The following is a 13,866-nucleotide window of genomic DNA, read 5'->3' as shown; positions in this document are numbered from 1 at the left end:
GTCAGCCGACGAACTGCAGCCTGGACACCAGCCAGTCGCCCGAGTCCCGGTCCCGGACCAGGTCGAGCTGGATCCGGTAGTGCGACGGGCGGCCCTCGGGTGCCTTCACGTTCTTCACGGTCGCGTCGACCGCCACCAGCACGACCGCGTGCCGACGGTCCCCGGAGACCAGGCCGGCGCGCAGCACGCTGCCCTGTGACTGGACCTTGTTCTCCACCACCGCCGTGCGTACCTGCGCCTGGCCACGGGTGAACTCATCCTTGAAGTCGCCGGTCGCGCCGGCCGTGATGCGGTGCAGGTCCCGGTCGACGCTGGCGGCGCTGACCGAGACGAAGTTGACGGCGGCCTGCCGGGCGGCGGCCACGGCATCCCGCCGGGCCTGGTCGGTGGCCCGGTCGGCGTACCAGCGGTGGCCGTAGCCGCCGGCGCCGACCAGGGCGGCGGCGAGCAGCACGACGAGCAGGCCGGTCAGCGCCCGGCGCCGGCCGGCCGGACCGGACCCGGCCGCGGTGGGGTGGCCGTCACTGGCCTCGCCTCGACGGCCCGCGTCGGCCCCGGTGACCGCGTCGCCACCGGCGGCCTGGGCGCCGGACTCCATCGGGTCCTCCACCGGCTCCTGGTCGAGGCGTTCCAGCACCTGCTCGATCGGCGTGTTCGGTCGAGGCACCGGCCGGGTGACCAGGCGGCGGCGCGCCGGGGCCGGGCCGCCGGCCTTGGCGCCCTTGATGACTTTCAGTGTGGGGTTCCTGCGGCTGGACACCGCCACCTCCTCCGGTACGCCGGTCACGGGGTCACCCCGGCGAGCAAGAGCTGTTTCCAGGACTGGTCACCGGCCGTCCGGTACTGGCCGCCGGTCCCGCCGAACTGCAGCGGGCGGCCGTCGGCGCCGAGCACCAGGCCGGTCGCCGGGTCGTACCCGGCGGTGGCGCTCTCGTCCGACGGCGGCGGCGCCGGGTCCCGGCCGGACGGTCGGGGTGCGTTCCGCGCCCCGCGGACGTTTGCGCCCGCCGCGCGTTCGGTGGCGCCGCACGTGGTGCTGCCGCCCCGGTAGACGCAGGACGGCGGGTCGCCCACGTTCACCACGAGGCCGAGGTGCGCGGTGCCGTCGCCGGGGGTGACGGTGAACCCGCCGGCCACCGCGATCGGGTAGACCACCAGGAGCTGCTCGATGCCGGGCAGCCGCCGGGCGGCGATCCCGTTGACGGTGACCAGGTTGCCGAGCAGGATCCCGACGTCCGGTTCCAGGTCGCGCAGCAGCGCCCGCAGCTCGGCGCCCGCCGGTGGCCCGGCCGCCAGCAGCCGCCGCAGGTCCGGGTCGGCGGCGCGGACGGCGGCGGCGAGCTGCGCCAGGCCGGCCGACCAGCGGCGCAGCGCCTCGGCGGACTCGGCCTGGGTGGTGAGCACGGTACGCGCGTCGCGGATCAGGGTGAGCGTCTCGGGCAGCCGGGCGTCCGCCTCGGTGAGCAGGGCGTCGCCGGCGTCGAGGATCCGGGCGAGGGCCTGCTCGTTGCCCTCGAACGCGGTGCCCAGCTCGGTGATCAGCACCGTCAGGTCGTCCGGGTCGACCGAGCGGACCAGGGCGTCCAGGTTGGTCAGCAGGGTCTCCGGGGCGAGCGGGAGCCCGGTCCGGTCGGCCGGGACGACGGCGCCGTCGGCGAGGTACGGCCCGCCGTCACGCTCGGGGCGCAGGTCGAGGTACTGCTCACCGACGGCGGACCGTTGGGTGACCACGGCCCGCAGGGCGTCGGGCACCCGTACGCCCCGGTCGACGCGCAGGTCGGCGCGGACCCCGTCGCGGCGCAGCTCGACGGCGGTGACCCGGCCGACCGGTACGCCGCGATAGGTGACCGGGGCATTGGCGAACAGGCCGCCGGCGCGGGCGAGGTCGACGTGGATCACGTAGCCGGCGCCGAGGAGCCGGTCGCCGAGCCCGACGTAGCGGATCCCGACGTAGCCGATGCCGAGGAGGCTCACCAGCACGAAGGCGATGACCTGGAGTTTCGCGGTACGTCCGATCACTGGATCAACCCTCCACCCAGGACGTCGAGCAGGCCGCCGAGCTGGCCGGTGACCTCCCCGGTCAGCGGCAGCACGCAGTCGGCGGTGAGCACGGTGCCGGCCGGCAGCTCGGTGCCGGCGGCGAACGCGGTGCCGGGCGGCACGACACCCTTGGGCAGCAGCAGCCCGCCGAGGGGCACCGGGGAGCCCGGTTTGAGCAGCCGGCAGCCCTCCGGCAGCCCGCACTCCTCGGGCGGGGTCCAGGTGGCCGGGAAGTTCTTGAGGTCCGGCAGGCACCCGGTCAGCGGCAGGTCGGGGAGGACGCCGCCGCCGGGTTTGCCGCCGGCCTTGCCGCCCGGATTGCCGCCCGGTTTGGCGGGGCCGGCGCTGGACGGCCGGGACGGGGTCGGGGTGTTCGGCCGAGCGTCCCGGCGGGTCGGGGTGGGCGCGGCGGCCAGCAGGTTGGCCAGGATGCTGGCGGCGTCCAGGTCGGCGGTGACGGAGAGGTTGACGAAGTCGCCGACGATCGCGCCGGTGACGTTGGGCGGGAACGGGTACGACAGCATGAAGTCCAGCGACTTCGGCAGGTCGTCGCCGGCCCGGGCGAGCTGTTCGAGGATCGGTTGCAGCGCCTGCACGCTCGCCACGGTGTCCGCCCGGCTGCGCTCGACCACCCGGGTGCCGACCGTGCCGAGCTGGCCGAGGGCGGTCAGCGCCCCGCTGAGCTGGGCGCGTTGCCGGGCCAGGACGGTCAGGCCGGGCGCGAGGGAGTCGAGCGCCTCGCCGACGACCTGGCGTTGCCGGGCGAGGCGGCCGGTGAGCCGGTCGAGAGCGTCGATGGCGCGGACGATGTCGGCCTTCTGCCGGTCGAGCCCGGCCAGGAAGGTGTCGAGCTGGGTGAGGGTGTCCCGCAGGGCCGGCTCGCGGCCGGCGAGGGCCTTGCCGAGTTCGATGTTGATGGTCCGGAGCTGGGCCAGGCCGCCGCCGTTGAGCAGCAGGCCGAGGGCGGCCAGGACCTCCTCCACCTCGGCGCCGCGGGTCGTGCGGGACAGCGGGATGAGGTCGCCGTCAGCGAGGCGACCGCGGGCCGGCTCGGTGGGCGGCGGGGCCACCGCGACGTACTTCTCGCCGAGCAGGCTGCTCTGGCGTACGGCGGCGGTGGCGTTGCCGGGCAGCCGCACCGCGCGGTCGATGCGCAGCCGGACCCGGGCGTGCCAGCCGGCCAGGGAGATCCGCTCCACCGTGCCGACCGTGACGTCGTCGACCTTGACGGCGGCTCGCGGCACCAGGTCGAGCACGTCGGTGAACTCGACGGTGACGGTGTAGCCGGCACCGGCCGGCCTGCCGCCGGGTAGCGGCAGGTCGACGACCTCGGGCAGGCCGCAGCCGGCGGGCAGCAGCGCCACCGCGAGCACGCCGGCCAGGATGCGCAGCGGCCGGGCGACGCCGCATTGATGATTCGCTCGCTGACGCTCGCTCATGCCCGCCCCCGCAGGATGCCCCCGAGGGTGGGGTCGCTCGTCGTGGTGGGCGGGAGGCCGCCCGGCGCCTCGGCGGGGATCGGCGCACCGGGGGAGCTGATGGAGCCCGGTGGGGACCCGCCGGCCGCCGGGGCGCCGGGCGGCAGCTTGAGCAGCTTGCGCAGCTGGTCGGTCAGGGGCAGTTTGCGGGCTTGCAGGGTCTGCGCGAGGGCGCTGCACTTCGCCGGCACCTCGCCGAGAGGCAACTGATCCACGATCAGAGAGCACACGAAGCTGGCCGGATCGTACGGCCCGAGCGGGTTGTCGCGGGTGTCGAGGGTCCCCGAGCGCGGGTTGTACGCGAGATTGAGGTTGCTCACCGCCAGCGGGGCGACGTCGAGGATCTGGATGACGGCCTGCTGCTGGCGGACCAGGACGCCGGTGACGTCGGCCAGCGCGGTGACGTTGGTGCTGAGCGCGGACCGGTTGCGCCGGACGAAGTCGGTGACGTCGGCCAGCGCGGTGGCGAGGTTGCGCAGGGCGGCGGCCAGTTCCTCCTTCTCCCCCGCGAGCTGCTCGGCGACGTCGGCGAGCTGCTGGTTGAACCGGCGTACCTGCTGATCGCTCTCGGCCAGCGCGGTGGTCAGGCGTTGCAGGTTGGCCACCGTGGCGAACAGGTCGCCGCGCCCGTCGGAGAGGGCGGTCAGCGCGCGGGACAGTCCGTCGAGGGCGTCGTGCAGGGTGGCGCCGTTGCCGTCGAGGTTGGCCCGGCCGGTGGCGACCAGGTCGGCGAGGGCGCCGTCGGCGTTGGCGCCCTGCGGGCCCAGTGCCCGGTTGAACTCGTCGAGCGCCTGGTAGATGTCGTCGATCTCCATCGGCGCGGCGGTCCGCCCGACCGGGATCTCCGCGCCGTCGTCGAGCGCGGATCCGCCGGTGAACGCCGGGGTGAGCTGGACGTACCGGTCGCTGACCACGCTGGGCGGGACGATCAGCGCCTGGGCGTCGGCGGGGATCCGCAGCGTCGGGTCGTAGCGCAGCTCGACGCGGACGGTACGCCCCTGCGGGACGACCTTCTCGACCTCGCCGACGCGCACGCCGAGCACCCGCACGTCGGAACCCGGGTAGACCCCGACCGCGCGGGTGAAGTACGCGACCACCCGCCGCTGGGGTGTCTCGTGCCGCCAGACGACCACGCCGACGGCGACGGCGGTGAGCAGGACGGTGGCCGCGGCGAGCGGACGCCGCCAGCGCTGGACCGGACCGGGCATCAGCGTCCTCCCGTCGCGGGCAGGTACGGCTGGAGCAGACCGTCGACGTACGAGTCGAACCAGCGGCCGTTGCCGACCACGTTGGCGAACGCGGTGACGAAGGGTCCCATCCGCTTGACGGTCTGCTCCAGGTCGTCGCGGTTACGTTGCAGGACGGCGACCACGTCGCGCAGCTTGCGTAGGGCCGGTTCGAGCTGGGCGCGGTTGTCGGCGACCAGGCCGGACAGCTGGGTGGCGAGCTGGTCGGTGCCGACGAGGAGCTGGTGGATCGCGTCCCGGCGGCGGCTGACCTCGGCGAGCAGCTTCTCCCCGTCGGTGACCAGCTTGCGGAACTCCTCGTCGCGCTGGGCGAGCACGCCGGTGACGTCCCGGGCGCGGGCCAGCAGCGTACGCAGTTCGGCGTCGCGGTCGGCGACGGTGCGGGACAGCCGGGACAGGCCGGTCAGCGAGGCGTTGACGCTGGCCGGGGTGTCGGCGAAGGTCTCCGACAGGGTGGTGAACGCCTGCGCGAGCTGGTCGGTGTCGACCCGGTCGAGGGTGTCGGCGAGCCCGGTCACGGCCTGCACCACGTCGAACGGGGCGGCGGTCCGGTCGAGCGGGATCTGCCCGTGTTCGGGCAGCCGGCCGGGGCCGGCCGGGGCGAGGGCGAGGTACTTCTGGCCGAGCACGGTCTTGATCCGGATGGTGGCGCCGGTGTCCCGGCCGAGGCGTACGCCGTCGTCGTCGACCCGGAAGCGGACCCGCACGTACGGCTGGGGGTCACGGGCGAGTTCCACGGCGGTGACCACGCCGACGCGTACCCCGGCGACCCGGACCTCGTTGCCGGTGGCGATGCCGCTGGCGTCGTGGAACGCCGCCTGGTAGGCGCGGCCGGTGAGCGCGGCGAGCCGGTCGAGTTGGAAGGCTCCGAGCAGGGCGGCGACGATCACGGTCAGCCCGACCGCGCCGACGACGACCGGGTTGCGTTCGCGGAAGGGTTTCACTGGCTGCCTCCGGTGGCGCAGCGGGCGGCGGTGGCGCTGACGCCCGGCGTGGTCAGCGGCGCGTGCCCGGCGACGGCCACCCGGCCGTCGAAGTCGCAGAGGTAGAAGTTGAACCAGGAGCCGTACGAGGCGACCCGGGTCAGTGCCTCGTAGCGCTGCGGCAGCCGGCCGAGGGTGGCGTCGATGACGGCGGAGTTGCGGTCGAGGGTGCCGGCGAGGTCGTCGAGGGCGCGTACGTCGGCGGCCAGCGGCGGTCGGGTCTGGCGCAGCAGCCCGGCGGTGGTGTCGGTCAGGTCGGCGAGGTTGACCAGCGCCTCGCCGATGGCGGCACGGTCGGCGGTCAGCCCGGAGACGAACTGCTGGAGCTGGCTGACGCTCTGGTCCAGCTCGCGGTCGTGGTCGGCCAGGGTGGACAGGACGGCGTTGAGGTTGGTGACGACCCGGCCGATCACGGCGTCGCGGTCGGCGAGGGTGTTGGTCAGCGAGGCGGTACGGCGCAGCAGGCCGGCGACCGTGCCGCCCTCACCCTGAAGAACCTGGATGATCTCGTACGCCAGCTTGTTGACGTCGTCGGGGTTGAGCGCGGTGAACAGCGGCCGGAAGCCGTTGAACAGCACGGTCAGGTCCAGCGCCGGCCTGGTCTGGGTGAGCGGGATCAGCCCGTCGGCCCGCAGCGGGCGGCCGTCCCCGGGTCCCTCGCTCAACGCCAGGTAGCGCTGGCCGACGAGATTGCGGTAGCGGACGGCGACGCGGACGCTGGTGGCCACCGGCACGTCGCGGTCGACGGTGAAGGCCACCTCGGCGACGTTGTCGTCGACCACGGCGATGTCGCTGACCCGGCCGACGCGTACCCCGGCGATGCGCACGTCGTCGCCGGGGAGCAGCCCGGTGACGTCGGTGAACCGGGCCCGGTAGGTGACCCCGTCGGGCGGGAACGCGCCGAGGGTCTGCGCCAGCAGCGCGGTGGCCAGCAGCGTGACCGCGGCGAAGAGCAGCAGCTTGACCAGCGCGGGCGTCGTCCTGCTCATCGGGCGTTCACCACCGCGCCGCGCAGCAGCGGTCCCCACAGCAGCACCGCGATGTCCGGCACCTCGGCCGGGGGTGTGCCGGTGAGCCCGCCGACGAGGGGTTTGACCAGGGCCCGTTCCTCGGTGGTGCCCGCCTGGCCCATCGCCGGGGCGGCGGCCGGGGCGGCGGCACCGGACGCGGCGGGCAGCCCGACCGGCAGCAGCGGGCGGGTGCGGGTGCCGCCGTGGTCGTAGCCGTCGGCGACCGGCACCTCGGGGGCGGGTGCCGGCGGGTTCGGCAGGTGCCGGCAGTTCGGTCCGTTGTGGGCGGCGTAGGCCGGCTCGTCGCGGCCCCGCTCGTACGGGCCGCCGTCGCGGGTGACCTCGAGGGTGATGTGCATCCGGCCGCCGGCGAACGCCTCCTCGACCCGGGGTTGCAGGGCGACCAGCCCGCTGACCAGGCACGGGTACTCGGGGGCGTAGGTGGCGAGCAGCTCCAGCACCGGGCGGCTGACCTGGCCGAGGCGGACGAGCTGGTCGCCGTGCCGGTCGAGGAACGCGCGGGTGGTGTCGGCGGTGTCGGTGGTGTCGGCGAGGAACGCGGCGAGCTGGGTGCGCTGGTCGCTGACCGTGTCGGCGGTGACGGTGACGTCGCGTAGCAGCGCCAACAGGTCGGGCAGCGCGGCGTCGTAGCTGTCCAGCACGGCGGCGAGCCGGCGGACGTCCTCGGCGAGGGTCGGCAGTTGGGGGTTGAGCTGCCGCAGGTACGCGTCGAGCCGGGTCAGGTTCGCGCCGAGCTGGTCGCCGCGTCCCTCCAGCGCGGTGGCGAGCGCGCCGAGGGTGGTGGCGAGCTGGTCGGGTCGGATCGACTGCAGCAGCGGCAGCGCCTGGTCGAGCACCCGTTCCAGCTCGACGGCGGTGCGGCTGCGGTCCTGGTCGATGACCGCGCCGTCGCGGATCGGCCCGGCGGTGCTGGCCGCCGGTGGGACGAGTTCCACGTACCGCTCGCCGAAGAGGGTCTTGGGCAGCAGCCGGGCGGTCACGTCGGCGGGGATCCGGTCGGTGGTGGCCGGGTCGAGCGCGAGCCCGATGACGGCCCCGCCGCCGTCGCTGCGCACCGATCGGACGTCGCCGACCACGACGCCGCGTACCTTGACGTCGGCGCCTTCCAGGAGTTGCAGGCCGGCGCGGTCCGCGCGCAGGGTGACCCGGTCGACGGGGGTGAACGCCTTGCGGTACTGCAGGACGGAGGCGGTCAACGCCGCGGTGAGCACGGCGATGAAGACGATGCCGAGGATGCGATGTCTCATGGTCACCCCGCGATCCGGACCGTGGTGGTGGCGCCCCAGATGGCCAGGGACAGGAAGAAGTCGACGACGTTGACCGCGACGATGGCGGTCCGCACGGCCCGCCCGACGGCGACGCCGACGCCGGCCGGCCCGCCCTGGGCGGTGTAGCCGTACCAGCAGTGCACCAGCACCACGATCACGCTGAACACCAGCACCTTGCCGAAGGACCAGAGCACGTCCCCGGGCGGCAGGAAGAGGTGGAAGTAGTAGTCGTAGGTGCCGGCGGACTGTCCGAAGTAGCCGACGGCGATGGCCCGGGTGGCCAGGTAGCTGGAGAGCAGCCCGATCACGTACAGCGGGACGACCGCGACGAACCCGGCGATCATCCGGGTGGTGACCAGGAACGGCAGCGACGGCACGCCCATCACCTCCAGCGCGTCGACCTCCTCGGAGATCCGCATCGCACCGAGCTGGGCGGTGAACCCGCAGCCCACGGTGGCGGACAGCGCCAGCGCGGCGACGAGCGGCGAGATCTCCCGGGTGTTGAAGTAGGCCGAGACGAAGCCGGTGAAGGCGCTGCTGCCGATCTGGTCGAGCGCCTGGTATCCCTGGAGGCCGACCTCGGTGCCGGTGAAGAAGGTGAGGAAGCAGATGACGCCGACGGTGCCGCCGAGCACCGCGAGCGCGCCGGTGCCGAAGCTGACCTCGGCCAGCAGCCGGATCACCTCGCGCTGGTAGCGGCGCAGGGCACGCGGCGTCCAGGCGAGGGCGCGCAGGTGGAAGGCGAGTTGGCCGCCGAGGTCGTCGAGGAGGCGCAGGGGTGCCATGTCAGCTTCCCTTCTGCGGTACGACCTGGAAGTACCCGGCCGTGACGACGAAGTTCAGCGCGAACAGCAGCATGAAGGTGATGACGACGCTCTGGTTGACCGCGTCGCCGACACCTTTCGGCCCGCCCCTGGCGGTCATGCCCTTGTAGCAGGCGACCAGCGCGGCGGTCGCCCCGAACAGCAGCGCCTTGACCTCGCCGACGAGCAGGTCGGGTAGCTGCCCGAGAGCCTGGAAACTGGCCACGTACGCGCCCGGCGTGCCGCCCTGCAGGACGACGTTGAAGGCGTACCCGCCGGTCACGCCGACGACGCTGACCAGCCCGTTGAGCAGGACGGCGACCAGCATCGAGGCGAGCACCCGGGGCACCACCAGGCGGTGGATCGGGTCGATGCCGAGGACCTGCATGGCGTCCAGTTCCTCGCGGATCTTCCGGGCGCCCAGATCCGCGCAGATCGCCGAGCCGCCGGCGCCGGCGATGATCAGGGCGGTGACGATCGGGCCGGCCTCGCGGACCACGGCGAGCACCGACGCGGCGCCGGTGAACGACTGCGCGCCGAGTTGGCGGACCAGCGAGCCGAGTTGCAGGGCGATGACCGCGCCGAACGGGATCGACACGAGGGCGGCGGGCAGGATCGACACCGAGCTGATGAACCAGGCCTGCTGGACGAACTCGCGGAGCTGCACCGGCCGCCGGCCCAGACCGCGCAGCGTGTCCAGGCAGAACGCGAAGAACTCGCCGGAGCCGCGTACGACGGTCGCGGGGCCGCTCACCCGGTCACCTCCCGCTGGTGACGCCCGTCGGCGACGAGGTGCGGGCCAAGGTCGATGGTGGGGCGTTCCGCGTCCCGGCGGCCCTCGAAGGAGCCGGGTGGCGGGGTGACGTCGTGCTCGCGGCACCACTGTCCGGGTGGCCGCTCGGCCCGGCGGGGCAGCCCGTCGGACGGGGGCAGTTGCAGCGGGATGGGCGGCAGCGGCGGCAGTTCCACCCCGGCCTGCGCCTCGGCCTCGAGTTCCTCGGCGTCCTTCTCCTCGGCCATGCCGATCGGCCCGATCCGTTGGGCGTTGAGGAACTGCCGCACCACCGGCTCGGTGCTGGACAGCAGCATCTCCCGGGGGCCGAACATGGCCAGGTGGCCGTGGTAGATCAGGCCGATGTTGTCCGGGACGGTCCGGGCGGTGTTGATGTCGTGGGTGACGATCAGGAAGGTCGCCTCGGTGCGCTGGTTGAGGTCGATGATGAGCTGGTTGAGGTAGGCGGTGCGGACCGGGTCCAGCCCGGAGTCCGGCTCGTCGAAGAGGATGATCTGCGGGTCGAGCACCAGCGCCCGGGCCAGGCCGGCCCGTTTGCGCATGCCGCCGGAGATCTCGCCGGGCAGCTTCCGCTCGGCGCCGGTCAGGCCCACCATGTCGAGCTTCTCGTTCACCACCGCGCGGATCTGCGACTCGGTCTTGCGGGTGTGCTCGCGCAGCGGGAACGCCACGTTGTCGTAGATGTTCATGGAGCCGAACAGGGCACCGTCCTGGAACAGCACGCCGAAGAGCTTGCGCACCTCGTACAGCGCCCGCTCGGAGAGCCGGGGCAGGTTCTGTCCCTCGATCCAGACGTCGCCCCGATCGGGGCGCAGCAGGCCGACCAGGGTCTTGAGGAACACCGACTTGCCCGTTCCGGACGGTCCGAGCAGGACGGATATCTCGCCCGCCGGCAGGGTCAGGGTGACGTCCGACCAGACGGGCTGGCCACCGAAGGACTTCGTCAGCCCTCGTACGGCCACCTCGACGCCCATCGAACCCTCCCGTCACCTGTCCTGACTGAGACATCGTCGGGAGCGCCCGGATCGCAACAGGTCTGTTTCGAATTCTTTTCGGCGTCGCCGCGCTACCGAGCGTGAAAGGTGCGGAAACCGGCCGGCTTCAGTACGGTGCGGTCAGTCGTCGGTAATGAAGGTGTCTCGCAGCCCCATGATCCGAACTGTCGATCCAGAGCTGGTCCGTCGGGCCGTCCACGGTGACCGGGCCGCGATGGCGGAGCTGCTCGCGGACGTACGCCCGGGCCTCGTCCGGTACTGCCGTGGCCGGCTCGGCCGGGTCGGCGGGGCGTACACGACGGCCGACGACGTCGCCCAGGAGGTCTGCCTGGCGGTCCTGCGGGCGCTGCCCCGGTACCAGGAGCAGGGCGTTCCCTTCGCCGCGTTCGTCTACGGCATCGCCGCGCGCAAGGTGGCCGACGCCCAGCGTGCCGCCATCCGCGACTCCGCCGTCACCCGGGTGGACGCGCCGCTGGACAGGCCCGACGGCGCTCCCGGCCCGGAGGCGCAGGCGGTCGCGACCGACCTCGCGCGCCGGCTGTCGGCGCTGCTGGACCGGCTGCCCGACGTGCAGCGGGAGATCGTCCTGCTGCGGGTCGCGGTGGGGCTGTCGGCCGAAGAGGTGGGGGCGATCGTCGGGATGTCGGCGGCGGCCGTGCGGATGGCCCAGTCCCGTGCCCTGGCCCGGCTTCGTAGCCTTGCCGGGGACGCGTTGGACGAGGTGGCGGCATGAGCGAGCGCCAGCGAGCGAATCATCAAACCAGTGCCAGTGAGCGCACGCCGGGCAGCGGCGAGGAGGCGATGGACCTGGAGGTCCTCGCCCGTGACGACATGCTGCTCGACGCGCTCGGCCGGGGCGAGCCGTCGCCGGCCGGCGACGAGTTGGCCGGGCTGCTCGCCGCCTGGCGAGCCGACCTCGCCGACGGCGTTCCCGAGCCGGCGAGCCTCCGCCCGCCGGCACCGGACGATCACCCCCCGGCGCCCGTACCGGCGGTCCCGCTGCGCCCGGCGGGCCGCTCCCGCCGGCCCCGGCCCTGGGCGCTTCGCCTCGCCGCCGCCGGTGTCGCGCTGCTCGCCCTGCTCTCCGGGCTGGGCATCGGCAGTCGCAACGCCGAGCCGGGCAGCCCGCTCTGGTCCCTGACGAAGCTGCTGTACCCGGAGCAGGCCGAGGTGCGGGCCGTCGAGCGGACCATCGCCGAGGCCCGGGCCGCGCTGACCGCCGGGCGGCTCGACGACGCCCGGCAGCTCGTCGACCGGGCCCGCGACGAGCTGGCCCGCGTCAGCGACCCGCCCACCGTCGACCGGCTGCGCGCCGAACTCGACGCCCTGTCGGCGGAGCTGGTGACCGCCCCGACCGGGGTTCCCCCGACGACCGTTCCGCCCTCCCTCGCCCCAGCCGTACGGCCGACCGGGCCCGCCACAACGCCGGACGCCACAACGTCGGCCCCCGGGCCGACCCCGTCCCAGGCGGCCACCGCGACCGCCGAACCGGGCGGGTCGCCGAGTACGGACAGGAGTCCGTTGCTGCCGTTGCCCGAGCTGCCCCTGCCCCTACCCACCCGGTCGCTGCTCCCGCCACTGCCGGGGCTGCCCCTGCCCACCGGCGACCTGCTCCGCTGAGCACCAGCGGCAACCGCTCAGGGGGCGGGGGTCTCCCGGTCGGTGGCCAGGCCCAGGGCCACCAGCCGCCGTGTCTCCTCCCGACGGCGGAGCAGCACCACCCCGGCGAGGAACATCGGGCCGAGGGCCGCCAGGCCGAACAGGACGGCCACCGTCGCGACGCCGAGGGCGGCCAGGTAGCACAGGATCACCGCCAAACTGGGGGCGTTCAGTCCGTGGAAGGAGTACCACGGGTTCTCGCCGGCCGGGTCGACTCTCGGATAGCTCAGCCGGTTGGCCACCGGCACCCCGACCGCCAGCACCCCGGCCAGCCTGAACGCACCCAGCCCTCGCCGGCCGAGCACCCGCAGGGCCCGCCGGGGCGGCGCGGGCAGGGTGAGCGCGCCGGCGGCCACCACAGCGAGCGCGAACTGCGGCAGCGTGTCGATCACGTACGCCGGCTGGCCGGCGACCGTCGACCCGACCAGGACCGCCCAGGCCGCCACGCCGGCCCAGGCGAGCCCGGCGGCCACCCGCCGGAGCCCGACCAGCGCGGCCACGAGTACGGCGGCCCATCCGCCCAGTCGCAGCCAGTCGACCTGGTCCGGGGCGCCGGGCCGCAGCGGCGGTGGTCGCAGCGGATCCGGCGCCACCTGGTCGAGCAGGCTCCACCCGGCGGCGGTGAACAGCAGCAGCGCCGCCAGGACGCCGGTCACCGCGGCGGCGTCGACCCAGGCCCTGTCACTCGCGTGGTCGGTGCCCGTCCCCCTCGGCGGCCGCGGCCACCCGCTCGGTGGTCGGGCCGAGCCCCGGGCCCTGCTCCGCCGCCGGCCCAGCGGGTGCCGCCTGCTCGCGGGCCCGCCGCCCGTACTCCTGGAAGAACTGGAGCAGCTCCACCGGGAACGGCATGACCAGGGTGCTGTTCTTCTCCGCCGCCACGTCGACCACCGTCTGCAACAACCGCAGCTGGTACGCCCCCGGCGTGTTCGCCATCGCCCGCGAGGCGTCGGCGAGCCGGCGGGACGCCTGGAACTCACCGTCGGCGGCGATCACCCGCGCCCGCCGCTCCCGCTCCGCCTCGGCCTGGCGGGACATCGACCGCTTCATCCCCTCGGGCAGCGACACGTCCTTGACCTCGACCCGCTCGATGAGCAGCCCCCACGGCTTCTCGGTGGGCGCGTCGATCACCGACTTCAGCTCCGCGTTGATCCGGTCCCGGTCGCGCAGCAGGGTGTCCAGGTCGGCCTTGCCGATCACCGACCGCAGCGCGGTCTGCGCCACCTGAAGCACCGCGGCCGGATAGTCCCGCACGTTGACCAGGGCCTTCACCGGGTCGACCACCCGGTAGTAGACGACCGCGTCGACGGTGAGCGTGACGTTGTCGCGGGTGATGACGCCCTGCGCGGGTACCCCGATCACCGTGGTCTGCATGCTGACCCGCACCATCCGGTCCGCGATCGGGATGATCAGGTGGAGACCGGGCTGCCGGATCTGCTCCAGCACCCGGCCGAAGCGGAACACCACGCCGCGCTGGTACTGCTGCACCAACCGGACGCTCAGCGACAGCCCGAGCAGCACGATCACGACGACGATGACCAGCGCGACTACGCCGGCGACTGCCATGGTCCC

Annotated in this window: 14 protein-coding genes; 2 read left to right on the top strand and 12 right to left on the bottom strand. The window is 74.0% G+C overall.

What is annotated here, in order from left to right; all coding sequences use genetic code 11:
• Position 1: 1 nt before the first annotated feature.
• From GA0070621_RS10775 to GA0070621_RS10730, 10 genes are read right to left on the bottom strand one after another with little or no spacing between them, the layout of a single operon-like run.
• Positions 2-787, bottom strand: a complete 786-nt coding sequence (locus tag GA0070621_RS10775) for a hypothetical protein (protein ID WP_091194134.1) — start codon at positions 785-787, stop codon at positions 2-4.
• Complete coding sequence (locus GA0070621_RS10770; protein ID WP_157739937.1) at positions 784-2,019, bottom strand: MCE family protein; 1,236 nt, start codon at positions 2,017-2,019, stop codon at positions 784-786. The genes GA0070621_RS10775 and GA0070621_RS10770 overlap by 4 nt, the downstream gene beginning before the upstream one ends.
• A complete protein-coding gene (locus GA0070621_RS10765; protein WP_091194127.1) occupies positions 2,016-3,479 on the bottom strand; it encodes an MCE family protein in 1,464 nt (487 codons plus the stop codon). The genes GA0070621_RS10770 and GA0070621_RS10765 overlap by 4 nt, the downstream gene beginning before the upstream one ends.
• The gene (locus tag GA0070621_RS10760) at positions 3,476-4,726 is read right to left on the bottom strand and encodes an MCE family protein (RefSeq protein ID WP_091194124.1); all 1,251 of its coding nucleotides are present in this window, start codon (positions 4,724-4,726) and stop codon (positions 3,476-3,478) included. Before GA0070621_RS10760 ends, GA0070621_RS10765 begins: the two co-directional genes overlap by 4 nt.
• Positions 4,726-5,709: an MCE family protein gene (locus tag GA0070621_RS10755; protein ID WP_091194122.1), complete on the bottom strand. Its 984-nt coding sequence runs from the start codon at positions 5,707-5,709 to the stop codon at positions 4,726-4,728. The genes GA0070621_RS10760 and GA0070621_RS10755 overlap by 1 nt, the downstream gene beginning before the upstream one ends.
• Positions 5,706-6,737 (bottom strand): MCE family protein, encoded by a 1,032-nt coding sequence (locus GA0070621_RS10750; RefSeq protein ID WP_091194119.1) that lies wholly within the window; start codon positions 6,735-6,737, stop codon positions 5,706-5,708. Before GA0070621_RS10750 ends, GA0070621_RS10755 begins: the two co-directional genes overlap by 4 nt.
• Positions 6,734-8,026: an MCE family protein gene (locus GA0070621_RS10745; protein ID WP_091194116.1), complete on the bottom strand. Its 1,293-nt coding sequence runs from the start codon at positions 8,024-8,026 to the stop codon at positions 6,734-6,736. Before GA0070621_RS10745 ends, GA0070621_RS10750 begins: the two co-directional genes overlap by 4 nt.
• Positions 8,027-8,028: 2 nt before the next feature.
• Positions 8,029-8,832, bottom strand: coding sequence for an MlaE family ABC transporter permease (locus GA0070621_RS10740; protein ID WP_091194112.1), 804 nt, complete (start codon positions 8,830-8,832; stop codon positions 8,029-8,031).
• 1 nt (position 8,833) lies between these two features.
• Positions 8,834-9,604 carry an MlaE family ABC transporter permease gene (locus GA0070621_RS10735; RefSeq protein WP_091194109.1) on the bottom strand — a complete coding sequence of 257 codons (771 nt, stop codon included), beginning with the start codon at positions 9,602-9,604 and terminating at the stop codon, positions 8,834-8,836.
• Entirely contained in the window at positions 9,601-10,617 is a 1,017-nt protein-coding gene (locus GA0070621_RS10730) for an ABC transporter ATP-binding protein (protein ID WP_091194106.1), read from the bottom strand. Before GA0070621_RS10730 ends, GA0070621_RS10735 begins: the two co-directional genes overlap by 4 nt.
• A 175-nt stretch (positions 10,618-10,792) precedes the next feature.
• Between GA0070621_RS10730 and shbA the strand changes: the two genes are divergently transcribed.
• Both shbA and GA0070621_RS10720 read left to right on the top strand, forming a co-directional pair.
• Positions 10,793-11,371, top strand: a complete 579-nt coding sequence (gene shbA / locus GA0070621_RS10725; RefSeq protein WP_231921001.1) for an RNA polymerase sigma factor ShbA — start codon at positions 10,793-10,795, stop codon at positions 11,369-11,371.
• Positions 11,368-12,258 (top strand): anti-sigma-D factor RsdA, encoded by an 891-nt coding sequence (locus tag GA0070621_RS10720; RefSeq protein WP_157739936.1) that lies wholly within the window; start codon positions 11,368-11,370, stop codon positions 12,256-12,258. Before shbA ends, GA0070621_RS10720 begins: the two co-directional genes overlap by 4 nt.
• Positions 12,259-12,275: 17 nt before the next feature.
• Here the strand turns inward: GA0070621_RS10720 and GA0070621_RS10715 are convergent, their stop codons facing one another.
• Both GA0070621_RS10715 and GA0070621_RS10710 read right to left on the bottom strand, forming a co-directional pair.
• Positions 12,276-12,953 (bottom strand): hypothetical protein, encoded by a 678-nt coding sequence (locus tag GA0070621_RS10715; protein ID WP_091194097.1) that lies wholly within the window; start codon positions 12,951-12,953, stop codon positions 12,276-12,278.
• Positions 12,954-12,978: 25 nt separating this feature from the next.
• Positions 12,979-13,860 (bottom strand): SPFH domain-containing protein, encoded by an 882-nt coding sequence (locus tag GA0070621_RS10710; protein ID WP_091194095.1) that lies wholly within the window; start codon positions 13,858-13,860, stop codon positions 12,979-12,981.
• Between the last annotated feature and the right edge of the window lie 6 nt (positions 13,861-13,866).

The organism is Micromonospora narathiwatensis (genome assembly GCF_900089605.1).
In the GTDB taxonomy this organism is placed as follows: Bacteria; Actinomycetota; Actinomycetes; order Mycobacteriales; family Micromonosporaceae; genus Micromonospora; species Micromonospora narathiwatensis.
Note: the sequence above shows the minus strand (reverse complement) of the source record. Positions and strands in the feature narration are given on the sequence as shown.